Origin of the sequence: Methylorubrum suomiense (assembly GCF_022179765.1) — a bacterium.
Lineage (GTDB): Bacteria > Pseudomonadota > Alphaproteobacteria > Rhizobiales > Beijerinckiaceae > Methylobacterium > Methylobacterium suomiense.
Window position 1 is genome coordinate 342,295 of sequence record NZ_BPRE01000002.1, and the last position, 23,654, is coordinate 365,948.

Genomic DNA, 23,654 nt, shown 5'->3' on the forward strand with positions numbered 1-23,654 from the left:
GGCGCATGGGTGCCGCCTCCGTACCGGACGACCCGGTTTTCCCTTCCCGACACAAACTCTCTACAACAAGGTGCGATCACGCTTGCCGCCTTTCGGGCCGGCGTCGCTGGCGGGAGAGTGCCGTTGTCCGAGAGCCACGTCCGAGAAAGCGCCCTCCAGGGGCGCCGCGTGCTCGTGGTCGAGGACGATTACTTTTGGGCGGACGAGCTGAGCGCGGGCCTGCGCCGCGTCGGCGTCGCGGTGCTGGGCCCCACGGGTACCATCACGTCGGCCCTGGACCTGCTCGCGCCGGAACCCGATCTCGACGCGGCGGTGATCGATATGAATCTTCGGGGCGAGCGCGCCGATCCGGTGGCCGACCGACTCCTCGAACTGGGCGTGCCGGTCCTGCTCGTGACCGGCTACGAGACGGCCACGTTGTCGCCGGCCTACGCCGCGCTGCCTTGCCTCGAGAAACCGGTCGGGCTCGGCCCCGTCCTGGCAGCCCTGGGCCGATTGCTGCCCCCGGTTTGATTCGGTCCAGGATCGTAAGCGCTATCCGCCGATGCAGCTTTCCCGCGTCTCATCGAGCGGATCCCATACAAGTCCCACCGCGCAGCCGACACGGGTTGATTGCGTCCAAAGGTCGGTGCGGGCGCCGTGGCGGTAGGAGCCCTGTTCCTTGTCCTCATCCATCGCATTCTATGCCGCGGCGGCGGTCGCCGGTGTCGCCTTCGTGGTTCAGCAGGCCGCCAATGCGAAGCTGCGCGGTGCGCTCGGCTCCGGTCTCTGGGCGGGCTTCACCAATTTCGCGGTCGGCGGGGTGGCGGTGCTCGTCCTCATCGCGCTCCTGCGCGAGAGCGTCCCGCCTCTCGCCGCAGCGGGACGGGCCCCTTGGTATGCCTGGATCGGCGGCCTTCTCGGCGCGCTCTACATCGTCGGTTCGGTGTTCCTGCTGCCGCGCATCGGCGCGGCCGCTCTGATTGCGCTGATCCTGGTGGGTCAGATGCTCACGTCATTGGTTTTCGACCATTTCGGCCTGTTGGGCGTACCCGTTCATGAGGCCAACGTACCCCGGATCGTCGGGGCCGTGCTGCTGATAGCCGGTGTCGGCCTGATCAGCGCGTTCTGATGGGGCGGAGATCCCGGCGAGGCCCCGAAGGAACTCGCCGGGTCACGCATCGTTAGCGCGAAAACTTCTTGTACTTCAGCTTCTTGGGGATGATCGAGTCGGTGCCGAGACGGCGCTTCTTGTCGGCCTCGTAATCCGAGAAGTTGCCCTCGAACCACTCGACATGGCTGTCGCCTTCGAAGGCGAGGATATGTGTCGCGATGCGGTTCAGGAACCAGCGATCGTGGCTGATGATGACGGCGCAGCCGGCATAATCCTCCAGCCCCTCTTCGAGTGCCCGCAGGGTCTCCATGTCGAGGTCGTTGGTCGGCTCGTCGAGGAGCAGGACGTTGCCGCCCTTGCGGAGCGTCGCCGCGAGATGAACGCGGTTGCGCTCCCCACCCGAGAGCACCCCGACCTTCTTCTGCTGATCGCCGCCCTTGAAGGCGAAGGCCGCGCAATAGGCGCGCGAATTGATCTCGCGCTTGTTGAAGTAGAGGATGTCGTTGCCGCCCGAGATTTCCTGCCAGACGGTCGAATTCGGGTCGAGCGCATCGCGGGACTGATCGACATAGCCGAGATGCACGCTTTCGCCGATCGCGATCGTGCCGGCATCCGGCTTCTCGTTGCCGGTGATCATTTTGAACAACGTCGTCTTGCCGGCGCCGTTCGGGCCGATCACCCCCACGATGCCGCCCGGTGGCAGCTTGAACGAGAGATCCTCGATCAGCAGGCGGTCGCCGTAGGCCTTGTTGAGGTTTGTGAACTCGATGACGTTCTGGCCCAGGCGCTCGGTGATCGGAATGACGATCTGCGCGGTGGCGTCGACCTTCTGTTGCTGCTTGGCGACCAGTTCCTCGTAGCGGGTGATACGCGCCTTCGACTTGGTCTGACGGGCCTTCGGCGAAGCCGAGATCCACTCCTGCTCGCGGGCAATCGAGCGCTGGCGGGCCATGTCCTCGCGGCCCTCCTGCTCCAGGCGCTTCTGCTTCTGCACCAGCCAGGACGAGTAATTGCCCTCGTAGGGAATGCCCTTGCCGCGATCCAGCTCGAGGATCCAGCCGGTGACGTTGTCGAGGAAGTAGCGATCGTGGGTGACGATCAGGATCGCACCCGGATATTGCCGCAGATGCCCCTCGAGCCAGTTCACCGTCTCGGCGTCCAGGTGGTTGGTCGGCTCGTCGAGGAGCAGGAGTTCCGGCTCCCACAGCAGCAGACGGCACAGGGCGATGCGGCGGCGCTCACCGCCCGACAGCGTGGCGACGGGCTGCTCATCGCTGGGGCAGCCCATGGCTTCCATGGCCTGATCGACCTTCGAGTCGAGCTCCCAGAGGTTCTGCGCCTCGATCTTGTCCTGGAGCGCGGTCATCTCATCCGCGGTCTCATCGGAATAGTTCATGGCGAGTTCGTTATAGCGATCGAGCAGCGCCTGCTTCTCGGCCACGCCCTCCATCACGTTCTCGCGGACCGACTTGTCCGGATCGAGCTGCGGCTCCTGCGGCAGGTAGCCGACGCGCGCACCCTGCGCGACCCAACCGTCGCCGGTGAAGTCCTTGTCGATGCCGGCCATGATCTTGAGCAGCGTCGACTTGCCCGATCCGTTGATACCGAGCACGCCGATTTTGGCGTCGGGGTAGAACGACAGGTTGACGTTATCGAGGACCTTCTTGCCACCTTGGTAGGTCTTGTTGAGACCCCGCATGTGGTAGATAAATTCGCGGGCCATGTGCGCTCGTCCTTGCGAAGGGGGGCCGTGCCGGTCGGGCCGGGTGCGCGCCGCCCCGCGCGAGGACGGCCCCCTCTCGGGACCGAGCCGCGCGGGCGCCTTCCGCTCACGGGTAAAGAATTTGCTGTCCGAGTATCAGGGCCGCCGGGCAGGGGCAAGGACGGGGTCGATTCTGCCGTCATCGCCGTGCGGCAACGAGGTCACGTCCCGGCGACGCGCTCCTCGGGAGGGCCCCGCGTTTCGGGCATGATGACGAGGACGAGGACGAGACCGGCAGCGCCGACGACGGCCAGCCCCAAAAAGGTGCTCTGGCTGCCGAGATGGTCGGCCATGAAGCCCGCCAGAGCCGTGGAGAGCGCTGCGCCGATGCCCATCCCGGTTCCGACCGCTCCCAGAGCGGTGTTGAAACGGCCGGTGCCGCGGGTGAGATCGGACACGATCAGCGGAACCATGACGCCGAGCACCGAGGCGGAGATGCCGTCGAACACTTGGATGGCCACCATCCAGTAGGGGTCGCTGACGAACGCGAAAAGCAGGCCGCGCACGGGCAGGGCCGCGAAGCCGATGACGAGGAGTGGCTTGCGACCCCAGCTCTGGGCAAGCCGTCCGACGAACGGGGCCGTGACCGCTAGAACCGCCTGAGGGACCATGATGCAGGCCGCGACCAGCGCGGTAGCGGTCTCGCTCGCCCGCAGCGTCATGACGGAGCCGACTAGGGGAAGCATGGCGGCATTGGCCAGGAAGAACAGCACCATGCAGGCGGCAAAGCACAGGAGCGCCCGGTTCTTCAGAAGTGCGACCATCCCGCCGGCCGACGGGGTCGTTGCCGGCTCGTCCGCAACTGCGGGACGGGAAAGGTCGGCGCGCCGCGACGGGATGAACCGCAGCGAGATCAGGGCCGGCACAACCAGGGCCCCCGCGAGGTAGAACACCGCGTCGTTGGAAAGGTAGTAGCCGACCGCGCCCATGCTGGCGGCACCGAGGGCGTTGCCGATGGCCGAGAAACTCGCGTTGCGGCCGAGCCGCGCGCCCGCCCGGGCATGGCCGACGAGGCCGATCGAGATCGCCGCGATGGCCGGCGTCAGCACGCAGCTCGCCGCCGAATGGATCGCCATGGCGAGCATGACGATGAGGTAGGTCGGGAAGGCGGCGAGCATCACGGCGCTGGCCCCGACCCAGAAGGCCGAGAAGGCTGCGGCGAAGCGCTTGGAGCGCGAGGCATCGACGAAAGCGCCGCCGGGCATCTGCCCGAGCAGGCTGACGAGGCTCCCCACGGTCAGCGCGAGGCCGATATCGGACTGGGTCCACTTCTGTTGGGTGAAGTAGACGGCCAGAAACGGTCCGAAGCCGGTTTGCAGGTTGGCGATGAAGAAGGTGAAGGCGTCGAGGCCGCGGGCGGCGCTCGACGGGGGAGCGGCGGGGCCGGGCTCGCCCGTTCCCCGGCCGGGTCGACGTGCGGCGCGCCAGCCGGACCGGTCCCGCGGATCGGGCCTGGATATATCGCGTTCGCGCGGCAGGACAGCCCGCCTTTCCGTCACCGGGAGTGCCGTCATTTGTCCGGCGTCTTGTCCTGCGGCCGTGGCGGGGCCGCATCGGCGGGCTTCTCCGCAGCAGGCTTCTCGGCCGCGGGCACGGCGGCCGGCGCCGTCGGCGCCGCGGCCGCCGAATCGGTTTCGGCCGGGGCGGCCGACAGGGCCGGGCTGGAGGCGCCGAGGACCACGATCGGCTCACCGGCCTTGTATTCCGGCGAAACGCGGACCTGATTGCGGTTGAGCTGAAGCACGAGGCGACCGACCTTCCCCTCGGTCGTGAACTTCAGCACCCGCCAATCGACGGCGATCTTGCGCGATCCGACACCGAGGAAGCCGCCGAAATCGATCACGGCCGCGCGCGGGCGGCCGTCCCGATCGATGATCACATCGATGATCCGGCCGAGATCATCGCCGTTCATCGCACGCACGCTCTTGCCCAGGAGGCTCTCGTAATCCTGCGTGTCGAGAACGAGCGCCGGCGTGCCGCCGCTCTGAGTCGGCGCGGCAGCCGGTGGCGCGGCAGCGGGCGCCGCGGGAGGCGCGGCGATGGGAGGCGTCGCAGCGGGCGCATCGGCGGAACCGGTGGGGGTCGCATCGCCGGCGAAGGCCGCCGTGGACAAGAGGGCGATCGCCGATGTCACGATCGTCCGGATCAGTCTGCGCACCCCTTGAGTCCTTTCACCGCCTGGAAATGTCACACGCCCGAGGCCGCGGACGGTCCACGGCCGGTCGGAGCGAAGCGCGCGGATGTCGTAGCGATGCGCGGCAACCACGGCGAAGTTATGGACCGGTCGCGGCGATCCGCAGAACCCGCCCTTCCGCCTCGAATCTCGTGAGGCGGCGCAAGACCCGTCGTGGACGCGAGGGTCGGATCTCTGGTCTTCGCCCCATCCCTGCCTTAGAGCCGTGCAGGAGAAGACGAGAGACACGCGCGGCCGCCGCTGGACGCGGTCGTGACAAGGACGAATCCCATGCCCGTTCCGCCGATCGCTCGTAGAGCGGCCTTCCCCCGATTCTGCGCCCTCGCCCTCCTCGCGGCGAGTCTCGGTGGCTGTCAGGCCTTCAGCGGCGGTGCCGGCGTGATGCCGGAAACCGATATCGGGCCGCCGCCCTCGGCTCGCGGCACCGTCCCGGGCAAGACGATCCGCAACGCGCAGGTCGATGACGACGGGGCACCGTTGCCTTCGACGCCGACCCGTCGTCTCGACCTGCCGAAGAACGTGCGTGGTGAGGGCCGCACGGCCGATGCCGGCTCTCGGCGCATCAGCCGCGACGAACTCGAGGGCACTCAGAGCGGAGGCGGCTCCTCGGGCGGCCTCTCGCCTTCGGTCACCCCGGGCGGCGTCGGCCTCGGCGGCAAGTTCTGACGCCATCGCCGGCCGTCCTTCAGACGGTCGGCGCTTTGCGACCACCCCAATGGTCGTCGAGGCGGCCGCCGAAGGACGGGTCGGAGAACGGATCCTCGCCCGGTCCCTGCGTCGGAGCGCCTTCCAGCTCGGCCGGGTCGATGTCGACCACGTAGCCGCCGAGCTCGACCGAATATGTCAGCGATCGCCAGGGTAGGGGATGATAGGTCTCGCCCAGGCCGAGGAAGCCGCCGAAGGACAGGACGGCGTAGGCCACCTGTCCCGACACCTTGTCGACCATGAAGTTGTGAACAGTGCCGAGGTGACGCCCGGTACCGTCATAGACGGGCGTCCCCTCCACCTTGTCAGAGGCGATGAGCTTAGGCGTCTCGTCGATGGCAATGCCCTCGCCGGCGCTCGGATCGAGTTCCAGGCTCCCGGGCTTTCGCACGCTGCGCTCTGCGGGCAGGTCCGTCGGCATTCACCTCTCCTCGCTGGCTCCCTCGTAGGGGGACCATTCTTGAATGCGGTGCAGCGCGGGCAGTTCCCCTCGGGAAACAGGCGTGCCACCGGTTCCTGACCCCCTCGGCGTGATGCGCGGCGGGGGTGTCGGCCCTTGCGAAGCTCGAAGAAGCTGGCGAAAACCTACCTGATCTGTGGATGGGTGGCTGAATGGGGCCCTCACGCTCTTGGAACGGGCGCGGCACCGCTTAGTTGTTGCACCCTAGCGCCCCGGAACCCCCGGGCTCGTTTCGAATCTGCAGCCGGATCGCAGAACGGAGGGACACCATGGCAACGAAGACGACGGAGAAGAAGGCCGCCGCTCCGAAGAAGACCGCCGCGAAATCCACGGCCACCAAGGCCGAGGCCGGTGCCAAGCCGAACGCACTTCAGCAGCCCCTGAAGCCCTCCGCCGATCTGGCCGCCATTGTCGGCGACAAGCCGCTGCCGCGCGGCGAGGTCGTCAGCAAGGTGTGGGAGCACATCAAGAAGAACAACCTCCAGAATCCCGAGAACAAGCGTGAGATTCTGGCCGACGACAAGCTGAAGAAGATCTTCGGCAAGGACAAGTGCTCGATGTTCGAGATGAACAAGCACCTCGCAGCCCATCTGAAGGGCTGATTGTATCTAGCAAACGGTCCTGCTCGGTGTTGCTTTTGCCGATCAGGACCAGCTCGTGCCTTGCTTCGAGCAGACGAGGAACCCGGTCCGCGTGGGTGGGCCGGGTTTTTGTCATGCGATGTTGCGCAAGACGCCGCCATCTACCCGTAGGGCGGCACCCGTGGTCGCGCTCGCTGCGGGTGTGCAGAGATAGGCCACCATATTGGCCACCTCTTCGGGCTGGGCCAGACGCTTCAGAAGAGAGGTCGGCCGGTTCTCAGCGATGAAGGCGCGTCCCTTCGCGTCGAGATCGCCTTCGCCGCTCCCCATGGATTCGAGAAAGTCGGCCACGCCCTCGGTCAGGGTCGGGCCCGGCAGCACGCTGTTGACGGTGACGCCGCTGCCGCCGACCGTCTCGGCCAAGCCGCGGGACACGGCGAGCTGCGCCGTCTTGGTCACGCCGTAATGGACCATCTCCACGGGGATGTTGATCGCGGATTCGCTGGCGATGAAGACGATCCGGCCCCAGCCGCGCTCGACCATGCCCGGTCCGTAGGCGCGGGCGAGGCGGATCCCGCTCATCACGTTGACTTCGAAGAACCGTCGCCACTCCTGATCGGCGATGTCGAAGAACGGCTTCGGCTCGAAGATGCCTGCATTGTTGATCAGGATATCGACCTTCGGCAGCGATGCGACGAGTTCGGCCGCACCCTCTTCCGTTCCGACGTCACCGACGCCCGCCATGAACGCTGCCCCGGGCATCTCCCCGCGCAGCCGCTCGATGGTGGCGTTTACCCGTTCCCCCGTGCGTCCGTTGATGGCGACCGCGGCACCGAGGCTGCCGAGCGTCTTGGCGATGGCGTAGCCGATGCCGCCGGTCGAACCGGTGACGAGGGCGCTGCGGCCTTTCAGGTCGATATCCATGGCTCCGCTCCGTGGCTTTCCACCCCCCGAGGGCAACGCGTGAAGCGGGGTTCGGGTGCGCGGCGGCGATGGGTCAGCTCTTGGTCCGCCGCAGACCGCTGGCGACGGCGCCTATCAGGGCCAGAGCGACCGCGCACCAGAGCGTCGGCGTGAAGGCGGCGGACGGTCCTCCGGCCGTCAGGCCGAAGGCGACCGCCACCAGCGCGGCGCCCAGCGACTGGCCGACAAGGCGGGCGCTCGATTGCATGCCGCTTGCCCCGCCGCTCCGTTCCCGCGGCGCGCTGGTGATGATGATCTTGTTGTTGGGCGACTGAAACAGTCCGAACCCGATGCCCGCGAGCGTCAACCGCCAGACGATGTCGAGGGTCGCCGGCTGGGACGGCAGCAGCGCCAGCGACGTGATGCCGAAGGCCAAAAGGACGAGGCCGAGAGCGCCGAGCAGCCCCGGGGGGTAGCGGTCGGCGAGCCGTCCGGAAAGCGGGGCGGCGATGGCGATGGCACAGGGCCATGGCGTCAGCAGGAATCCGGTCTGCGCCACCGACAGGCCGAGACCGTCATGGAAGTAGAAGGGCAGGGCGACGTAAGCGACCATCTGCGCCGCGAAGGCACAGATCGAGGCAACCATTGAGAGGGCGAAGGCGGGAATCCGCAGCAGGTCCAGGGGCAGGAGCGGCCGGGTGAGCTGCAATTGGCTGCGCACGAACACGGCGCCGACGATGAGGGATGCGGCGACGCTTGCCAGGGCAAGACTGCGTCGGTTCGGATCGCCGAGCCCGTCCAGGCCGACGATCAGCAGACCGACGGTCAGGGCGTTCAGCGCCGCGCCCTTTAGATCGAAGATGTGCGGCGAGCGCTGCGTGTCCGGCAGCGTCCGCGAACCGAGAGCCAGGGCCAGGAGGCCCACCGGGAGATTGATGAGGAACAGCCAGGGCCAGTCCGCAACGGAGAGCACCGCCGCGGCGATCGTCGGTCCGGCTGCGGAGGCGACGGCGACCACCAGGGCCACGTTGCCGACACCCCGCCCGAGCAGCCGATGCGGATAGATGAAGCGCACGAGGGCGGTGTTGACGCTCATGATCCCGGCCGCCCCCAATCCCTGGACCACGCGCGCCGCCGTGAGACTCGTGAGATCGGGCGCCACGGCGCAGGCCAGCGAGGCCGCCGTGAAGGTCGCGAGACCGATGAGGTAGATCCGGCGGTAGCCCAGGCTCTCGCCCAGGGTCGCCAGCGGAAGGAGCGCCGCGGTGACCGCGATCTGGTAGGCGTTGACCAGAAAGATGGCCTCCGGCGCGGCGACGCCGAGATCGCGGGCGATGACGGGCAGCGCGACATTGACGATGGCACCGTCGAGAACCGCCATGGTCATGGCAAGCGCCATCGCCGAGAACGCCAGGAGGCGTTCCCGAGGCGGCAATCCGTCCGAACCGACCGGCCGCATCAGCGTCTTGCCCCACCAGAAGCGCGGTCGGGGAGGCGCGGGCACGGGCGCCGCCCTATCTGTATCCAATCGACCAAGGAGTCCTCATGCGTTCCATTTCCGCCCTGGCGCTGCTGGCGCTGGCCCTGACCGCGTCGCCGGCCTCCGCCCAGGAGGGGACGGATGTCCCGCTCGGCATCGCGCTCGAAGGCTTCGCCTATCCCCATCCGGTGAAGTACTTGCCGCTGAGCCGCGATCACGAGGCGCAGCGCCTTGCCTACATGGACGTCGCCCCGACGGGGAACGCCAATGGCCGCACGGTTTTTCTGCTGCACGGCCGCAACTTCCCTTCCAGCTACTGGGAGCCGGTGATCCGCGCCCTGGCGGAAGGCGGCTATCGGGTCGTCGTTCCGGATCAGCTCGGATTCGGCAAGTCGTCCAAGCCGGTCAAGCCCTTCACCTTCGACCGGATGGCCGCCGAAACCGTCGCACTGGCCGATTCTCTCGGCCTCCAGCGCTTCGACGTCGTCGCCCATTCCATGGGTGGGATGCTGGGCGTGCGCATGGCGCGAAATTACCCGCAGCGGGTCAATGCCCTGGTGCTCGAGGCGCCGATCGGTCTGGAGGATTACCGCTTCACGGTGCCTCCGGTCTCCGACGACCTGCTCCTTACCCGCGAGGGCGAGCTGACCGCGGACGCCTACCGCAAGCAGCTCATGACGAGCTACAGCCTCTCGCTCCCGGCCTCGGCCATCGAACCCTTCGTTCAGATCCGCGAACGGGTGAAGGGCTCGGGCGAGTATCCCCGCTGGCTGCGCTCCTTCGTGCAATCCTATCAGGCGATCTGGGGCCAGCCGGTCGTCCACGAGATCCCCCTCGTCAAGGCGCCGACGCTGTTCGTGATGGGCGCCAACGACCGCAACGCGCCCGGCAAACCCTTCGCGCCGCCGGAGTTGCGGGCGGGGATGGGTGACAACACGGCCCATGCCCGGGCGCTCGCCGCGCGGATGCCCAATGGCCGCGCGGAGGTCATCGCCAATGTCGGCCACCTCGTCCACATGGAGGCGACCGACATGTTCAACGGGCTGGTGCTCGATTTCCTGGACCGGAACTGACGCGGGAGACGGAGATGGATGTCGGTTTCATCGGGCTTGGCCGAATGGGCCGGGCCATGGCGGCGCGGCTCGTCGGCGCCGGTCATCGCGTCAGGGTGTGGAACCGCTCCCCCGAGGCGGCCCGCGCCGTCGAGGGAGCGGAGGTTGTGGGCAGCCCCGCCGAGGCTTTCTCGGGCGATGCCGCGATCACCATGCTGGCCGATGATGCGGCCCTGCGCGCCGTGGTCATCGAGGGCGGATTGCTCGACGGTGCGGCGCGTCCTGCGGTGCATGTCGGCATGTCAACGATCTCGGTGGCTCTCGCCAAGGAGTTGGCGGCGGTGCATGAGCGGGCGGGCGTTGCCTACGTGTCCGCCCCGGTCTTCGGTCGACCGGATGCGGCGGCGAACGGCGCGCTCAACATCATCGCCGCAGGTGCGGACGACGCGATCACCCCGGTGCAGCCCCTCTTCGACGCCATGGGCACGAAAACCTGGCGCTTCGGGTCCGAGCCCGAGAAGGCCAATGCGGTCAAGCTCGCCGGCAATTTCCTGCTGATTTCGGCCATCGAGGCGATGGGTGAGGCCGCGGCCTTCGCCGAGGGCCACGGCGTTGCCGGGGCCGACGTTCTCGGCATGCTGACGAGCACGCTGTTCGCCTCGCCGGTCTACAAGAACTACGGCGCGATGATCATGGAAGGGCGCTACGAGCCGCCGGGCTTCACGATGCGCCTCGGTCTCAAGGACGTGCGCCTTGCCCTCGAAGCGGGCGAGGCGGCCGCCGTACCGATGCCCTTCGCCAGCGTCCTGCGCGACAATCTGCTGGATGCCATCGCCCACGGCGACGGCGACCGGGATTTTGCCGCTTTGGCGACCGTGGCGGCGCGGCGCAGCGGGCGGTGAGTTACTAGCCCGACGTTCGTAAAATTCCGGGAGGGCCCGTAATCGTCTGGCTGCGCGTCCTTTCGCTGGACTTCCGTTGCGAGCCCGAGCGGGACGGTAGGAACCGCTCAGGCTCGGCTTCTCCATGACGGCAGGCCATCGCGCGCCCTGCCGTCTCCCCATGGGTCAGCGACATTCGGTGACGATGTCGACCCGCTAATCCCCGCGGCTACCGTTTCGTGTTGGCCGCCGTCTGGCCGAACATCACCTTCTTGGCATCCTCGCTCATCGGCTGACCGTGGTTCGGATTGGCCTCAACGGCCTTGGCGTAGGCCGCTTTCGTCGCCGGGCGCGCGGCGATGGCCTCGAACCACCGCTTCAGGTGGGGGTGATCGTCGAGGGACTGACCCTGCTTCTCCCACGGCACGATCCAGGGATAGGCCGCCATGTCGGCAATCGTGTAGTCGGAGCCGGCCACGAAGGCGCGGTCGGCGAGGTGCCGGTCGAGGACGCCGTAGAGTCGATTGGTTTCCTTGACGTACCGGTCGATGGCGTAGGGAATCTTCTCCGGGGCATATTGCGAGAAATGGTGGTTCTGGCCGAGCATCGGCCCCAGGCCGCCCATCTGCCAGAACAGCCATTGCAGCACTTCGGCTCGGCCGCGCAGGTCGCCGGGAAGGAAACGGCCCGTCTTCTCGGCGAGGTAGAGCAGGATCGCCCCGGACTCGAACAGGGAGACCGGCGCGCCGCCATCGACCGGCTCGTGATCGACGATGGCCGGCATGCGGTTGTTCGGCGCGATCTTCAGGAATGCCGGCTCGAATTGCGCACCCTTGCCGATATCCACCGGATGGATTCGGTAGGGTAGGCCGACCTCTTCCAGAAACAGCGTCACCTTATGGCCGTTCGGGGTCGGCCAGTAATGTAGATCGATCATGGGAAGCCTCGTCAGTCCGCGCCCCAGGGAACGGGGCGGCGGCAGGGGTGGCGGCGAAGTGGGAACGCCTGCAGGCCCGGTCAAGCTCGAATGAAAGCGCGACTTGTCCGCTCGCGGGTAAGGGAAGCTTCAAGCACCCCGTGTCTCTCTCGATCCGGCGCAGGAGGTGAGGGAGCAATGGTCTCGGCGGTATCCACGAGCATGGCGGGCCTGAGCGCGGCCTTTCAGCGCTTCGACGGCGCGGCGGCGCGCGTCGCATCCCCCCAATCCGCGACCGATCCCACCGCTGCGGTGGTGGGCACGGTCGAGGCGAAGATCGACGTGGCGATCAACACCGCCGTGCTGAAATCCTCCCTCGAAGCGGAGAAGCGCCTCCTCGATATTCTCGTGTAAGGACGAATCGAGATCAGGCCTTGCTTGCCCGGAAGGAGCCGAGGCGGTATCTCCATCGGGCCCGTCAGGGTGTCGGGGTGTAGCGCAGTCTGGTAGCGCATCTGCTTTGGGAGCAGAGGGTCGTAGGTTCGAATCCTATCGCCCCGACCATGCCCTTCCCGGAGTCGTCGAACCGTCCGATGTCGAGCGCCCGCATCTATCGCCCCGCCAAGGATCCGTCGCAATCCGGGCTGGCGCGCACCAAGCAATGGCTTTTGGAGTTCGATCAGACCGCCCCGCGCGAGACCGATCCGCTCATGGGCTGGACCGGCTCGTCGGACATGCTGCAGCAGGTGCGGCTGGAATTCGACACGGCCGAGGAGGCAGTGGCCTACGCCAAAGCCCAGGGCATCGCGTACCGCGTCGAGGAATCGAAGCCCCCGGTCATCCGGAAGGGCCTCTCCTATTCTGACAATTTCAAATTCAACCGCACCGCGCCCTGGACCCACTGAGGGTCGGGCGCGGTCCGTTCCGAGCGTCTCACCCGTTGCGGTTTCGCTCCGCCCATTCGCGGAACACGTTCGCCTCGCCCGGCAGCTGCAGATACGATACCCGCATCGGCTGCTCGTCGGCCGGTCGGCACAGTTCGGCGTAGATTCCGGCACTCAGCAGGCCCTCCGCCTCCGCCTCCTTCGCCGTGAAGGCGTAATAGCCGCGCTCGACGCCCGCGAGCCGCATCGCCGCGTGGCACATCGGGCAGGGCTGCCCGCTGGCATAGACGATGCTGCCATCGAGCTTCGGTCGTCCGAGCCGTTGGCTCGCCGCGCGAAGGGCCGCCATCTCGGCATGATCGGTTGGATCGTGGCTTTTGTGGATGCCATTCGCGGCCCGGGCCACCACCTCCCCGTCGCGCACGATCACGGCCCCGTAGGGCCGTCCCCCCTCCGCCACGTTCGCCCGTGCGATCTCGACCGCCTCACGCAGATAGGCCGCGTGATCGTTCCCGTCCTCGCTCATGTCGTCATCCTATCCGTGGCTCAGAACGCGTAGCGCACCGTGCAATATGGCAGCCGCTCGGCAAGCAACGCGCGGAAGCGCGTGAGCCACTTCCCCTTCCAGCCGGTGCGGTAGCGCAGATTGTCGCCCCCGCCCTCGGAGCGCTTGGTCTCCTGGATGTCCGGACGCCACAGCAGGGCCTCCGCCTTCGGGTGCCAGCCGAGATTGACCGCGTGCAGACCCGCATTGTGGGTCAGCATGATGATCTCGCATTTGAGCTGGCGTTTGGCGGCCTCCGACAAGCGGTCGTCGATCTCGGCGAAGAGCTCCGCCCAATCCGCCTCCCAGCCTTCGTAGAGGATGACGGGCGAAAAATTGACGTGGACCTCGTAGCCGGCGGCGAGAAAGTCGTCGATGGCCGCGATCCGCTCCGCGATCGGCGCCGTTCGGACGTCGACGATCTTGGCGATCCGGGCTGGCATCAGCGAGAAGCGGATCCGGGTGCGTCCTTGCGGGTCATAATCCAGAAGCTCTCGGTTGACCCATTTGGTGGCGAACGAGGCTTTGGCATTCGGCAGACCCCGGAACAGGGCGACGAGGTCGCGGACATTGTCGCAGATCATGGCATCGACGGAGAGGTCGCCGTTCTCGCCGAGATCGTAGACCCAGGCCGCCTCATCGAATAGATCAGGCTCCGCCAACGGCCCCTGCTTGGCCGCATGACGCGTGATCGCGGCGGCGACCGCCTCGATATTGACGAACAGGGAGATCGGGTTCGAGAAACCTTTGCGGCGCGGCACGTAGCAATAGGCGCAGGCCATGGCGCAGCCGTTGGAGATCGACGGCGCGATGAAGTGGGCCGAGCGTCCGTTCGGGCGCATCGTGAGCCCCTTCTTGACGCCGAGCACCAGCGTCGAGCGCTTGATCCGGACCCAGTCCTCGACCGAGCCCTCGTTCCCGTGCAGCGAGGGAATGTTCCAGTGCGAGGGGACTTCGACGCGCTCGGCCTCGGGGTACCGAGCCAGGATCTCCCGGCCACGCGGGAAGCTCGGGACGGCGGGTTCGAGGAAGATACGATCGATATCGAGAAGCGCGCGGTCGGCCATGATGGTGATATGGCGCTTCGGGCGTTGCGGGTCCGGTGCTGCGGCGAAGAGGCTGTGCGCAAATGTGCCCAGCCTTCGTTCCGGGCCGCGAACAGGGCGAGCGCTCGAAGAGATGTCGAGCGTCGAACGATCGCCTTCGGTCAGATCCGCGCCAGCATCTGCGTCTTCTTGTCGGCGAACTCTGCGTCGGTGAGGACGCCCTTGCGGTGGAGCTCCGCGAGCCGCTCTAGAATCGTCAGGATTTCTTCGGAATCCGTGGTCGGCTGACGCGCCGGGATCGGCTCCGATCGCGCCGGGACCGCAACCGCTCCGCCGGGCGATCCGACGGCCTCATCCGGTTTCGCTCGCGGCGAGCCCTCCGGGGGCGGGCTGACGGGTTCCGAGTCGATCGGCTTGAGGTCCTGCAGCGCGAAGCTCCCGGTCGGTCCGCTGAAGCGGAACGAGGCGCTGCCACCCTGCTGCTGGGAAACGCCGGTCACTTCCCGGTCGCCCAGATCGTAGAGTGCGACGCGGCCGTTGGTCTCGACCGCGAGCCGGCGGCTGGCCGGAAAGAAGGCGTAACGCGTGCCGCCTTGCGCGCCGACGCTCGACGGCACGCCGAGGCCGTCCGGCCACCAATTCCCGGCCCCGGGCACGCCATGCGTTTCCGGCAGCGGAAGCGTCGCAGCGAGTTCGGTACAGAGGGCATCGATTTTCGCCCGGAGCGCGTGGTCGTTCATGCGGCCGACCATGATCATGCCGCCGCGCGACCACTGGCCGAGTCCGCCCAGTTCGGGATGGTCGAACTGGGCCATCGTGCCGTGACCGGCTTCCAAGGCACGGATGAGATGCTGCACCGCCTCGATGCTCACGCCGTGGCGGTCCGCGATCGTCGAAAGGTTCGTCCGCCGCTCGGACGCGTCGTCACGCATGATGGTCCCCGCTTCTCGTCCGACGCCCGGCCGCGCCGCGTCGATCTTCGACCGCAGCGTGAAACGCCCTCGCGCATCAGGAGTTTCGCTCTGGCCCGTCCGGCGAAGCGGTGACGCATCGGTTCGCCGACGCGGCAAGGACGGAAATAATTGCTGCAACGCCACGCCACGGGGGAGCTTCGCCGTGGCGTGAACGTTCACTGACGCGACGGGGCCGCCGCTCAGGGCCCGCCACGGTGACAATTGGAATGACGATGGCCGATCAGGACAGGACTGCGAGCCCCAAGCCCCGCGTCGCGCGCTCGCGCATTCGCGAAGGCTCGCCTCACCCCCGCGGCGCCACCTGGGACGGACGCGGTGTGAATTTCGCGCTGTTCTCGGCCCACGCCACCAAGGTCGAGCTCTGCCTGTTCGACGATGCGGGCGAGAAGGAGATCGAGCGGATCGAGCTGCCCGAATATACGGACGAGGTGTGGCACGGTTACCTGCCGGACGCGCGGCCGGGCACGATCTACGGCTACCGGGTTCACGGCCCCTACGAGCCGGAGGCCGGTCATCGCTTCAACCCGAACAAGTTGCTGATCGACCCCTATGCCAAGGGCTTGGTCGGCACGATCCAGTGGAACCCGGCCCTCTTCGGCTACAAGATGGAGACGGGCGACGACCTGACCTTCGATGATCGCGATTCCGCGCCCTACACCCGCCGCTCACGAGTGATCGACCCGGCCTTCACCTGGGGTCGCGACGAGAAGCCCCGCGTGCCGTGGGAGCGCACGATCATCTATGAAACCCATGTGAAGGGCTTCACCAAGCTGCATCCGGCGGTGCCGGAGAAGCATCGCGGTACCTATGCCGGCATGGGTCACCCGGCGGTCCTCGACTACATCAAAAGTCTCGGCGTCACGTCGGTCGAGCTCCTGCCGGTTCACTCCTTCGTGCAGGACGATTACCTGCAGCAGAAGGACCTCATCAATTACTGGGGCTACAACACGATCTCGTTTTTCACCCCCGCCCGGCGCTACGCGGCGGTGGCGGACTTCGCCTTCTCCGAGTTCAAGGAGATGGTGGCGCGCATGCACGGCGCCGGCCTCGAGGTGATCCTCGACGTGGTCTACAACCACACGGCCGAGGGCAATGAGAAGGGCCCGACCCTCTCTTTCAAGGGCGTCGACAACGCCTCCTATTACCGCCTGCTGCCGAACCAGCCGCGCTACTACATCAACGACACCGGCACCGGGAACACCTTCAACCTGTCCCATCCGCGGGTGTTGCAGCTCGTGACCGACTCCCTGCGCTACTGGGCGACCGAGATGCGGGTCGACGGTTTCCGCTTCGATCTCGCGACGATCCTGGGCCGGGAACCCTACGGCTTCGACGAGGGCGGCGGCTTCCTCGATACCTGCCGCCAGGACCCGGTGCTCAACGACGTCAAGCTCATCGCCGAGCCGTGGGATTGCGGTCCCGGCGGTTATCAGGTCGGCGGCTTCCCTCCCGGCTGGGCCGAGTGGAACGACCGTTTTCGCGACGACGTCCGGGGGTACTGGAAGGGCGACGGAGGTCTTCTGCCGGGTCTCGCCTCGCGCATCACCGCGTCGGCCGACAAGTTCAACAAGCGCGGCCGCCGGCCCTGGGCCTCGGTCAACTTCATCACGGCCCATGACGGCTTCACGTTGAACGACACGGTCTCGTACAACGAGAAGCACAACATGGCCAATGGCGAGGATAACCGTGACGGCCACGGTCACAACCTCTCCTACAATTACGGCGTTGAAGGTCCGACTGACGATCCGGCGATCCGTTCGGTCCGTCTGCGCCAGATGCGCAATCTCCTCGCGACGCTGTTCCTCTCGAAGGGCACGCCGATGTTGCTTGCGGGCGACGAGTTCGCTCGGACGCAGCAGGGGAACAACAACGCCTATTGTCAGGACAACGAGGTGTCCTGGGTGGATTGGGGCGCGATCGGCGAGGAGGAGCGGGATCTCGCCGAGTTCACCCAGCGCCTGATCCTCCTGCGCAACGCCCTGCCGATGCTCTCGCGCGGACGCTTCGTGACGGGCGCCTACGACGAGGAGTTCGGCGTCAAGGACGTGACGTGGCTGACGCCTGCGGGCACCGAGATGGCGCCGGAGAACTGGAACGACGGCAATTCCCGTTCGCTCGCGGTGCTACTCGACGGTCGCGCCCAGGCCTCGGGCATCCACCGGCGCGGAGAGGATGCGACCCTGCTCCTGTTCTACAACGCCTATCACGACGTCGTCGGCTTCACCTTCCCGGACACGCCGGGCGGGACCGCCTGGACGCGGCTCCTCGACACCAACCTGCCCGATGACCAGGACGTGGCGAGCTTTAAGGTCGGCGAGACCTACTCGGTGACGGGACGGTCGATGCTGATGTTCGTGCTCAAGCCCGACGAGAGCCCGGACGGCGAGCACAGCGCGACCGAGCGTTCGTACCAGTTCGTGATGCAGGCGTTCGAGCGCGCGAATGTCGAGAGCGTGCGTTTCGGCATCGATACGGAGGAGTAAGTCCGGTTTGCCGGGTGGGGGGACTCACGGCGCCCCGCCCGGCATGCCAAGAGGGTTTGGCAGTAAGGTATGCCAAGCGACTTGCGAGGGACGAGCGCGGCGATACCCGTGAACGATCCCGTGGGAGAACGGCTTTCCGATGACCGACATTCCCGAGAAGCCGTCCCACGGCGCTCATCCGCGCGTCGAGGCCAGCATCCGCGGTCGTGAATTCGAGTCCGGCAGCAGCATTTTCTTCGCCGCCGTCGAGATGACGCGCATGCCGATGACGGTGGTCGATCCGAACCTGCCCGACCAGCCGATCGTCTTCGTCAACCAAGCCTTCCTGACGATGACGGGCTACGACAAGTCCGAGGTCATCGGCCGCAATTGCCGCTTCCTGCAGGGACCGAACACCGATCCCGAGGCCAAGGCGCGGCTGAAAGCAGCGATTGCGGACCAGACGGATATCGCCCTCGAACTCCAGAATTATCGGAAGGACGGCTCGACCTTCTGGAACGCGTTGTTCGTCAGCCCGGTCTACAATGCCGCCGGCGACCTCGTATACTTCTTCGGCTCGCAGCTCGACATCACCCGCCGCCGGCAAGCGGAGGAATCGCTGCATCAGGCGCAGAAGATGGAAGCGATCGGCCAGCTGACCGGCGGCATCGCCCACGATTTCAACAATCTGCTGCAAGTCATTCTTGGCTACGCGGATTCGCTGGCGACGAATCTCGACCGCCCCGATGCCGACCGCGGCCGGATGACCCGCGCCGTCGGCAATATCCGCGAGGCTGCGGAGCGTGCCTCGACGCTGACGCAACAGCTTCTATCCTTTGCCCGTAAGCAGCGGCTCGAGGGGCGAACCATCAATCTGAATGCTTTGGTCGAGGAAATGCGCCAACTCGCGGAGCGCACCCTCGGCGAGACGATCACCATCAGGACGGATCTCGCCCCCGGCCTCTGGCCCTGCCGCCTCGATCCCACCCAGGCGGAAGTCGCTCTCCTCAACATCCTCATCAATGCCCGCGATGCCATGCCGGAGGGAGGGCGCGTCGGCATCGCGACCCGCAATTGCGAACCGTCTGCCCCCGGCGGGTCGCGGTGCGTTGCCGTCGAGATCTCCGATACGGGATCGGGCATACCCTCGGATGTGCTCGCCCGGGTGATGGATCCGTTCTTCACCACCAAGGAGGAGGGGAAGGGTACAGGGCTCGGGTTGTCCATGGTCTACGGCTTCGCCAAGCAGTCCGGCGGCACCGTCCAGATCGAATCCGTCGTCGGCGAGGGCACCACCGTCCGCCTTCTGTTTCCGGCAAGCGAAGAAACCCGCACCGAGGAGCGTTCGGCGTCCAACGTCGCGTCGCCCGAGCCACAGGGGGGCAGCGAGACGGTCCTCGTCGTGGACGATCGCGCCGACGTCGCCGAACTCGCCCGCGCCATCCTGCGCGATTACGGCTACGGCACGCTCCTGGCCCGCCATGGACGCGAGGCGCTGGAGATTCTCGACGATCACCCCGAGATCGATCTTCTGTTCTCCGATCTGATCATGCCGGGAATGGACGGGTTGACGCTGGCCCGCGAGGCCCGCCGTCGCCGCCCCTCGCTGCGGGTCCTGCTCGCGACGGGCTACGCTGAGGCCAGCCTGGAACGAACCGGATTGCCCCGCCCGGAGTTCGAGATCTTGAACAAGCCGTACCGCCGCGCCGACTTGATCCGGCGGATACGGACAATCCTCGACGCGCCGACGACGTGAGCGGCGCCGACTGACGGGAGAGATCGATGGCCCGCGGCGACAAAGGGAAATACACCGACAAGCAGGTCCGCAAGGCCGAACATATCGCCGAATCCTACGAGGCGCGCGGCGTGCCTGAGAAGGAGGCCGAGTCCCGTGCCTGGGCCACGGTCAACAAGGATGACGGCGGCGGCAAGAAGCCCGGCGGCTCCGGCCGTGGCAAGTCGACGGGACATCCGGCGGCCCACAAGGGCGGCCGAAGCGGCGGCACGGCATCAGCCTCGCGGACGCCCGAACAACGCTCGGCCTCAGCGAAGAAAGCCGCCGAGACGCGCAAGCGCAACGCTGCAGAGAAGGCCGGCTAAGACCGGCCCGAGCCCTCCCCGGCATGGGGGAGGGTTCGGGCATCTGTCTTCAGGCCATCGCGGCCTTGAGGTTCTCGTCGACCTTGTCGAGGAAGCCGTTGGTGGTGAGCCACTTCTGGTCCGGGCCGACGAGCAGCGCGAGATCCTTCGTCATGTGACCGGCCTCGACGGTGTCGACGCAGACCTTCTCCAGCGTCGCGGCGAACTTGGCCAATTCGCCGTTGTCGTCGAGCTTGGCCCGGTGCGACAAGCCGCGGGTCCAGGCGAAGATCGAGGCGATGGAGTTGGTCGAGGTCGCCTTGCCCTTCTGGTGCTCGCGGTAATGGCGGGTCACCGTGCCGTGGGCGGCCTCGGCCTCCACGGTCTGGCCGTCCGGCGTCATCAGAACCGAGGTCATCAGGCCCAGCGAGCCGAAGCCCTGCGCCGCGGTGTCCGACTGCACGTCGCCGTCGTAGTTCTTACACGCCCAGACATACCCGCCCGACCATTTGAGGCAGGACGCCACCATGTCATCGATCAGACGGTGCTCGTAGACGAGGCCGAGGCTCTGGAATTTCGACTTGAACTCCTCGTCGAACACCTTCTGGAACAGATCCTTGAAGCGCCCATCATAGACCTTGAGGATGGTGTTCTTGGTGGACAGGTAGACCGGGTACTTGCGCGCCAGGCCGTAGTTGAACGACGCACGGGCAAAATCGATGATCGATTGATCGAGGTTGTACATCGACATCGCGACGCCGGCCTCGGGGAACTTGAACACTTCCTTCTCGATGACGGTGCCGTCATCGCCCTCGAACTTGATCGTTAGCCGGCCCTTGCCCGGCACCTTGAAGTCGGTGGCGCGGTACTGGTCGCCGTAGGCGTGGCGGCCGATGACGAAGGGCTGGGTCCAACCCGGAACGAGGCGCGGCACGTTCGAGCAGATGATCGGCTCACGGAAGATTACGCCGCCGAGGATGTTGCGGATCGTGCCGTTGGGCGACCGCCACATCTCCTTGAGCTTGAACTCCTCGACGCGGGCCTCGTCCGGCGTGATCGTGGCGCATTTCACACCGACGCCGTGGCGCTTGATCGCCTCCGCGGCATCGACCGTGACCTGATCGTTCGTCGCGTCGCGGTGTTCGACGCCGAGATCGTAATAATCGAGATCGAGATCGAGGTAGGGGTGGATGAGCTTGTTCTTGATCTCCGCCCAGATGATCCGGGTCATCTCATCGCCGTCGAGCTCGACGACCGGATTGGCCACCTTGATCTTCGCCATGTCGGTCCCTCAGTGACCCGGTGCCGCGTGCCCGGCCGGTTGCCGTCCCGCGCGTTCCCGGAACCTCGTCGGCGCCCCTATAACGCACCGCACCACCTCGACAAAGCCGGGCTGCGATCACCTGTTTCGGAGGCGCGATTCTGTCACCGTCCCGCTTCCGGGCGGCTCTGCACGGGGCACGCGAGAACCGCGCCAATTCGGACGACGGGATTCAAACCGGTGTCGCTCCCGGACAAGCGCACAGACCGGCCTCGCTTTACCCGGCCTGGACAAACCTATCCGGCGCTGCGACGACCCGGGCCGGTTCAAGACCTGAAGGAGACACCATGAGCGACCGCATCATCCTGCGCGCCGGCGAAGCCCTCGTCGCCGGCGGCCCGCCCAACACGGCCTCCGAGCCGGAGGTCATCATCGGCGAGCTCGACGGACCGGTCGGAACCGCGCTCGCAACGCTGACCGGCGATCAGGTGGTGGGTCACTCCCGCGTCTTCGCGCTCCTGAACACGGATATCATGGTTCGCCCGGTCACGCTCTGCGTGTCCAAGGTGAGCGTGACCGAGAACAAGTACACCTCGATCCTGATGGGCACGGTCCAATACGCCATCGCCAACGGCGTGCTCGATGCCGTGCGCGCCGGTTACATTCCCAAGGAAAAGGCCAACGATCTCGGCATCATCTGCTCGGTCTGGCTGAGCCCCGGCGTGATTCAGGACCAAAACATCGATCACAAGGCCCTGTTCGACATTCAGCGCCGCGGCATGACCGAGGCGATCCGCAAGGCCATGACCAACGAGCCGTCGATCGACTGGCTCCTGGAGAACCAGGATAAGATCGTCCACAAATATTACCAGATGGGCCTCGACGGTAAGATCTGATCTTTTTGAACTGTTGCGCCGCCGGCTTGGCCGGCGGTGCGCGCGGCTTGGACAGCGCATCGATCACGGGTATCGTCGGAACTCACCGTCTCAGCGAGAGGCCCATGCCCAGCAGCGCCGATCTCGGTCCCCATCTCGAAGGTTATGTTGCGTCCCTCGTACGCGAGGGCCGTTACAGCTCCCGATCCGATGTCCTGCGTGAAGGTGTGAGGCTGATTGAGGAGCGAGAGAAGCGCTTGGCCGCGCTCGACGCCGCCCTCGATCGCGGAATCTCGGATATCGATGCCGGCCGTGTCATCGATGCAGATGAGGTGCGCGCGCGCCTGATCACCAAATACGCTGCCCTGGATACGACATCGGCGCGGAGGGGATGAAGGTCGTCTTCTCACAGGCGGCTCAGGCTGACCTCGAGTCGATTGGCGATTACATCGCTCGTGACAATCCACGTCGGGCCATGGCCTTTGTCGATGAACTCGTCGACTGTGCCGAGCAAATCGTAGACGCTCCCGAAGGTTTTCCCCTCGTCGAACGTTATCGCTCCCGCGGGATCCGCAAGCGTGTCCACAAATCCTACCTGATTTTCTATCGAATTCGGGAATGTCGGATTGAGATCCTTCATATTCTGAATGGTGCGCAGGACTGGGATACTATGGCTCTCGCCACGGATTGATGACATCACGCGCGTGCACCGCCCTCGAACACGCCGCGCGAACGAAGCCCCATGACCGCCCCCATCATCATCCTGGTCGAGCCGCAGCTTGCCGAGAACATCGGCATGACCGCCCGCGCCATGGCGAATTTTGGCCTCTCCGAGCTGCGGTTGGTCGCGCCCAAGAACGGTTGGCCGAAGAAGGGCGTGCGGGAGGCTGCCTCCGGCGCGACGCATGTGCTCGACGAGGCGAAGGTTTTCGCCACTTTGCCCGACGCCATCGCCGACTTGCAGTGCCTGCTCGCGACCACCGCCCGCGAGCGCGGGCAGATGAAGCGTGTCTTCGCGCCGGAGCCGGCCATGGCGGAGGTCGCCGGGCGGATCTCCGCCGGTGAGCGGGTCGGGCTGATGTTCGGGCGCGAGCGGGTCGGGCTGACCAACGACGAGGTGTCGCTCGCGGATGCCATCGTGACCTTCCCGGTGACGGAAGAATTCCCCTCGCTCAATCTCGCCCAGGCCGTGCTGCTGATGGGCTACGAATGGCGCCGTGCCGCAGGGCTGGCCACCCTGCGGTTCTCCGGGGAGATGCTGTCGCCCCCGGCCACGCGGGAAGCGCTGCTGTCGCTGTTTGCGAGCCTCGAGGCGACGTTGGACGGGGTCGGCTTCTACCCGCCGGAGAAGCGCGACATCATCGCCCGCAACATGCGGGACATGCTCCATCGCATGAGCATGACCGAGCAGGACGTGCGGACGTTCCGCGGTGCGCTGCGGGCGCTCGCCCGGTCGGGCGGCACCCGCGGCGAGTAAGCCCCGTCATCGGTCGCCTTCGGCG

At 66.5% G+C, this 23,654-nt stretch carries 26 protein-coding genes and 1 tRNA gene; 16 read left to right on the forward strand and 11 right to left on the reverse strand.

All coding sequences use genetic code 11. The annotated features are described in order from the left end of the window. Positions 1 to 123: 123 nt before the first annotated feature. Positions 124 to 513: a response regulator gene (locus tag MFF26_RS04990; RefSeq protein ID WP_137829086.1), complete on the forward strand. Its 390-nt coding sequence runs from the start codon at positions 124 to 126 to the stop codon at positions 511 to 513. Positions 514 to 661: 148 nt separating this feature from the next. Further along, positions 662 to 1,111: a DMT family transporter gene (locus MFF26_RS04995; RefSeq protein WP_171015451.1), complete on the forward strand. Its 450-nt coding sequence runs from the start codon at positions 662 to 664 to the stop codon at positions 1,109 to 1,111. 52 nt (positions 1,112 to 1,163) lie between these two features. Here MFF26_RS04995 and ettA read toward each other — a convergent pair whose 3' ends face one another. From ettA to MFF26_RS05010, 3 genes are all read right to left on the reverse strand, one after another. Continuing rightward, the gene (gene ettA / locus MFF26_RS05000) at positions 1,164 to 2,816 is read right to left on the reverse strand and encodes an energy-dependent translational throttle protein EttA (protein ID WP_137829087.1); all 1,653 of its coding nucleotides are present in this window, start codon (positions 2,814 to 2,816) and stop codon (positions 1,164 to 1,166) included. Between the two features lie 200 nt (positions 2,817 to 3,016). Then, positions 3,017 to 4,369: an MFS transporter gene (locus tag MFF26_RS05005; RefSeq protein ID WP_137829088.1), complete on the reverse strand. Its 1,353-nt coding sequence runs from the start codon at positions 4,367 to 4,369 to the stop codon at positions 3,017 to 3,019. Next, positions 4,366 to 5,013, reverse strand: coding sequence for a PRC-barrel domain-containing protein (locus MFF26_RS05010; RefSeq protein WP_137829089.1), 648 nt, complete (start codon positions 5,011 to 5,013; stop codon positions 4,366 to 4,368). Before MFF26_RS05010 ends, MFF26_RS05005 begins: the two co-directional genes overlap by 4 nt. 306 nt (positions 5,014 to 5,319) lie before the next feature. Between MFF26_RS05010 and MFF26_RS05015 the strand changes: the two genes are divergently transcribed. Beyond that, entirely contained in the window at positions 5,320 to 5,715 is a 396-nt protein-coding gene (locus MFF26_RS05015; protein ID WP_137829090.1) for a hypothetical protein, read from the forward strand. A 19-nt stretch (positions 5,716 to 5,734) separates the two neighbouring features. Here MFF26_RS05015 and MFF26_RS05020 read toward each other — a convergent pair whose 3' ends face one another. Then, positions 5,735 to 6,175, reverse strand: a complete 441-nt coding sequence (locus MFF26_RS05020; RefSeq protein ID WP_137829091.1) for a PRC-barrel domain-containing protein — start codon at positions 6,173 to 6,175, stop codon at positions 5,735 to 5,737. Between the two features lie 308 nt (positions 6,176 to 6,483). On the opposite strand from MFF26_RS05020, the gene MFF26_RS05025 reads away from it, so the two are divergent. Then, positions 6,484 to 6,816 carry an SWIB/MDM2 domain-containing protein gene (locus tag MFF26_RS05025; protein ID WP_137829092.1) on the forward strand — a complete coding sequence of 111 codons (333 nt, stop codon included), beginning with the start codon at positions 6,484 to 6,486 and terminating at the stop codon, positions 6,814 to 6,816. Positions 6,817 to 6,927: 111 nt separating this feature from the next. On the opposite strand, the gene MFF26_RS05030 is transcribed toward MFF26_RS05025, so the two are convergent. Both MFF26_RS05030 and MFF26_RS05035 read right to left on the reverse strand, forming a co-directional pair. Beyond that, entirely contained in the window at positions 6,928 to 7,719 is a 792-nt protein-coding gene (locus MFF26_RS05030; protein ID WP_137829093.1) for an SDR family NAD(P)-dependent oxidoreductase, read from the reverse strand. Positions 7,720 to 7,792: 73 nt separating this feature from the next. Beyond that, a complete protein-coding gene (locus tag MFF26_RS05035; protein WP_238307717.1) occupies positions 7,793 to 9,157 on the reverse strand; it encodes an MFS transporter in 1,365 nt (454 codons plus the stop codon). 86 nt (positions 9,158 to 9,243) lie between these two features. On the opposite strand from MFF26_RS05035, the gene MFF26_RS05040 reads away from it, so the two are divergent. Further along, positions 9,244 to 10,251, forward strand: coding sequence for an alpha/beta fold hydrolase (locus MFF26_RS05040; protein WP_137829094.1), 1,008 nt, complete (start codon positions 9,244 to 9,246; stop codon positions 10,249 to 10,251). 14 nt (positions 10,252 to 10,265) lie between these two features. Continuing rightward, positions 10,266 to 11,132 carry an NAD(P)-dependent oxidoreductase gene (locus MFF26_RS05045; RefSeq protein ID WP_137829095.1) on the forward strand — a complete coding sequence of 289 codons (867 nt, stop codon included), beginning with the start codon at positions 10,266 to 10,268 and terminating at the stop codon, positions 11,130 to 11,132. A gap of 208 nt (positions 11,133 to 11,340) precedes the next feature. Here MFF26_RS05045 and MFF26_RS05050 read toward each other — a convergent pair whose 3' ends face one another. Beyond that, a complete protein-coding gene (locus tag MFF26_RS05050; RefSeq protein WP_137829096.1) occupies positions 11,341 to 12,048 on the reverse strand; it encodes a glutathione binding-like protein in 708 nt (235 codons plus the stop codon). Between the two features lie 201 nt (positions 12,049 to 12,249). Here MFF26_RS05050 and MFF26_RS05055 point away from each other — a divergent pair, with 201 nt between their 5' ends. From MFF26_RS05055 to MFF26_RS05065, 3 genes are all read left to right on the forward strand, one after another. Continuing rightward, positions 12,250 to 12,441 carry a hypothetical protein gene (locus tag MFF26_RS05055; RefSeq protein WP_238307676.1) on the forward strand — a complete coding sequence of 64 codons (192 nt, stop codon included), beginning with the start codon at positions 12,250 to 12,252 and terminating at the stop codon, positions 12,439 to 12,441. A gap of 73 nt (positions 12,442 to 12,514) precedes the next feature. Then, positions 12,515 to 12,591: transfer RNA gene (locus MFF26_RS05060), tRNA-Pro, on the forward strand. Positions 12,592 to 12,620: 29 nt separating this feature from the next. After that, positions 12,621 to 12,932: an ETC complex I subunit gene (locus tag MFF26_RS05065; protein WP_171015452.1), complete on the forward strand. Its 312-nt coding sequence runs from the start codon at positions 12,621 to 12,623 to the stop codon at positions 12,930 to 12,932. 28 nt (positions 12,933 to 12,960) lie between these two features. Here the strand turns inward: MFF26_RS05065 and MFF26_RS05070 are convergent, their stop codons facing one another. The 3 genes from MFF26_RS05070 to MFF26_RS05080 all read right to left on the reverse strand — a co-directional run bounded on the left by MFF26_RS05070 (position 12,961) and on the right by MFF26_RS05080 (position 15,433). Next, a complete protein-coding gene (locus MFF26_RS05070) occupies positions 12,961 to 13,437 on the reverse strand; it encodes a nucleoside deaminase (RefSeq protein WP_238307677.1) in 477 nt (158 codons plus the stop codon). 20 nt (positions 13,438 to 13,457) lie between these two features. Beyond that, positions 13,458 to 14,522, reverse strand: coding sequence for a spore photoproduct lyase family protein (locus MFF26_RS05075; protein ID WP_238307678.1), 1,065 nt, complete (start codon positions 14,520 to 14,522; stop codon positions 13,458 to 13,460). Positions 14,523 to 14,662: 140 nt separating this feature from the next. Further along, positions 14,663 to 15,433: an SHOCT domain-containing protein gene (locus MFF26_RS05080; protein ID WP_137829101.1), complete on the reverse strand. Its 771-nt coding sequence runs from the start codon at positions 15,431 to 15,433 to the stop codon at positions 14,663 to 14,665. 254 nt (positions 15,434 to 15,687) lie between these two features. Between MFF26_RS05080 and glgX the strand changes: the two genes are divergently transcribed. From glgX to MFF26_RS05095, 3 genes are all read left to right on the forward strand, one after another. Then, positions 15,688 to 17,958 carry a glycogen debranching protein GlgX gene (gene glgX / locus MFF26_RS05085; protein ID WP_137829151.1) on the forward strand — a complete coding sequence of 757 codons (2,271 nt, stop codon included), beginning with the start codon at positions 15,688 to 15,690 and terminating at the stop codon, positions 17,956 to 17,958. Positions 17,959 to 18,097: 139 nt separating this feature from the next. Beyond that, complete coding sequence (locus MFF26_RS05090) at positions 18,098 to 19,693, forward strand: histidine kinase famiy protein (protein WP_238307680.1); 1,596 nt, start codon at positions 18,098 to 18,100, stop codon at positions 19,691 to 19,693. A 26-nt stretch (positions 19,694 to 19,719) separates the two neighbouring features. After that, the gene (locus MFF26_RS05095) at positions 19,720 to 20,037 is read left to right on the forward strand and encodes a plasmid stabilization protein (RefSeq protein WP_137829103.1); all 318 of its coding nucleotides are present in this window, start codon (positions 19,720 to 19,722) and stop codon (positions 20,035 to 20,037) included. Between the two features lie 49 nt (positions 20,038 to 20,086). Here the strand turns inward: MFF26_RS05095 and MFF26_RS05100 are convergent, their stop codons facing one another. After that, a complete protein-coding gene (locus tag MFF26_RS05100) occupies positions 20,087 to 21,298 on the reverse strand; it encodes an NADP-dependent isocitrate dehydrogenase (RefSeq protein WP_137829104.1) in 1,212 nt (403 codons plus the stop codon). A 326-nt stretch (positions 21,299 to 21,624) separates the two neighbouring features. On the opposite strand from MFF26_RS05100, the gene MFF26_RS05105 reads away from it, so the two are divergent. The 4 genes from MFF26_RS05105 to MFF26_RS05120 all read left to right on the forward strand — a co-directional run bounded on the left by MFF26_RS05105 (position 21,625) and on the right by MFF26_RS05120 (position 23,629). Continuing rightward, positions 21,625 to 22,173, forward strand: a complete 549-nt coding sequence (locus MFF26_RS05105; RefSeq protein ID WP_137829105.1) for a formaldehyde-activating enzyme — start codon at positions 21,625 to 21,627, stop codon at positions 22,171 to 22,173. 104 nt (positions 22,174 to 22,277) lie between these two features. Continuing rightward, a complete protein-coding gene (locus MFF26_RS05110; RefSeq protein ID WP_137829152.1) occupies positions 22,278 to 22,547 on the forward strand; it encodes a type II toxin-antitoxin system ParD family antitoxin in 270 nt (89 codons plus the stop codon). Continuing rightward, positions 22,544 to 22,843, forward strand: a complete 300-nt coding sequence (locus tag MFF26_RS05115) for a type II toxin-antitoxin system RelE/ParE family toxin (protein ID WP_137829106.1) — start codon at positions 22,544 to 22,546, stop codon at positions 22,841 to 22,843. Before MFF26_RS05110 ends, MFF26_RS05115 begins: the two co-directional genes overlap by 4 nt. 51 nt (positions 22,844 to 22,894) lie before the next feature. After that, positions 22,895 to 23,629 (forward strand): RNA methyltransferase, encoded by a 735-nt coding sequence (locus MFF26_RS05120; protein WP_137829107.1) that lies wholly within the window; start codon positions 22,895 to 22,897, stop codon positions 23,627 to 23,629. The last annotated feature ends 25 nt before the right edge of the window (positions 23,630 to 23,654 follow it).

Excerpts from the sequence above, each read along its gene's own strand:
- MFF26_RS05005 (WP_137829088.1), bottom strand. The coding sequence starts at position 4,369 with ATGACGGCACTCCCGGTGACGGAAAGGCGGGCTGTCCTGCCGCGCGAA.
- MFF26_RS05115 (WP_137829106.1), top strand. The coding sequence starts at position 22,544 with ATGAAGGTCGTCTTCTCACAGGCGGCTCAGGCTGACCTCGAGTCGATT.
- MFF26_RS05020 (WP_137829091.1), bottom strand. The coding sequence starts at position 6,175 with ATGCCGACGGACCTGCCCGCAGAGCGCAGCGTGCGAAAGCCCGGGAGC.
- MFF26_RS05030 (WP_137829093.1), bottom strand. The coding sequence starts at position 7,719 with ATGGATATCGACCTGAAAGGCCGCAGCGCCCTCGTCACCGGTTCGACC.
- MFF26_RS05070 (WP_238307677.1), bottom strand. The coding sequence starts at position 13,437 with ATGAGCGAGGACGGGAACGATCACGCGGCCTATCTGCGTGAGGCGGTC.
- MFF26_RS05090 (WP_238307680.1), top strand. The coding sequence starts at position 18,098 with ATGACCGACATTCCCGAGAAGCCGTCCCACGGCGCTCATCCGCGCGTC.
- MFF26_RS05105 (WP_137829105.1), top strand. The coding sequence starts at position 21,625 with ATGAGCGACCGCATCATCCTGCGCGCCGGCGAAGCCCTCGTCGCCGGC.
- MFF26_RS05025 (WP_137829092.1), top strand. The coding sequence starts at position 6,484 with ATGGCAACGAAGACGACGGAGAAGAAGGCCGCCGCTCCGAAGAAGACC.
- MFF26_RS05100 (WP_137829104.1), bottom strand. The coding sequence starts at position 21,298 with ATGGCGAAGATCAAGGTGGCCAATCCGGTCGTCGAGCTCGACGGCGAT.
- MFF26_RS05110 (WP_137829152.1), top strand. The coding sequence starts at position 22,278 with ATGCCCAGCAGCGCCGATCTCGGTCCCCATCTCGAAGGTTATGTTGCG.
- MFF26_RS05040 (WP_137829094.1), top strand. The coding sequence starts at position 9,244 with ATGCGTTCCATTTCCGCCCTGGCGCTGCTGGCGCTGGCCCTGACCGCG.
- MFF26_RS05050 (WP_137829096.1), bottom strand. The coding sequence starts at position 12,048 with ATGATCGATCTACATTACTGGCCGACCCCGAACGGCCATAAGGTGACG.
- MFF26_RS05035 (WP_238307717.1), bottom strand. The coding sequence starts at position 9,157 with ATGCGGCCGGTCGGTTCGGACGGATTGCCGCCTCGGGAACGCCTCCTG.
- MFF26_RS05075 (WP_238307678.1), bottom strand. The coding sequence starts at position 14,522 with ATGGCCGACCGCGCGCTTCTCGATATCGATCGTATCTTCCTCGAACCC.
- MFF26_RS05080 (WP_137829101.1), bottom strand. The coding sequence starts at position 15,433 with ATGCGTGACGACGCGTCCGAGCGGCGGACGAACCTTTCGACGATCGCG.
- MFF26_RS05055 (WP_238307676.1), top strand. The coding sequence starts at position 12,250 with ATGGCGGGCCTGAGCGCGGCCTTTCAGCGCTTCGACGGCGCGGCGGCG.
- MFF26_RS05065 (WP_171015452.1), top strand. The coding sequence starts at position 12,621 with ATGTCGAGCGCCCGCATCTATCGCCCCGCCAAGGATCCGTCGCAATCC.
- MFF26_RS05120 (WP_137829107.1), top strand. The coding sequence starts at position 22,895 with ATGACCGCCCCCATCATCATCCTGGTCGAGCCGCAGCTTGCCGAGAAC.
- ettA (WP_137829087.1), bottom strand. The coding sequence starts at position 2,816 with ATGGCCCGCGAATTTATCTACCACATGCGGGGTCTCAACAAGACCTAC.
- MFF26_RS05015 (WP_137829090.1), top strand. The coding sequence starts at position 5,320 with ATGCCCGTTCCGCCGATCGCTCGTAGAGCGGCCTTCCCCCGATTCTGC.
- glgX (WP_137829151.1), top strand. The coding sequence starts at position 15,688 with ATGGCCGATCAGGACAGGACTGCGAGCCCCAAGCCCCGCGTCGCGCGC.
- MFF26_RS05045 (WP_137829095.1), top strand. The coding sequence starts at position 10,266 with ATGGATGTCGGTTTCATCGGGCTTGGCCGAATGGGCCGGGCCATGGCG.
- MFF26_RS05095 (WP_137829103.1), top strand. The coding sequence starts at position 19,720 with ATGGCCCGCGGCGACAAAGGGAAATACACCGACAAGCAGGTCCGCAAG.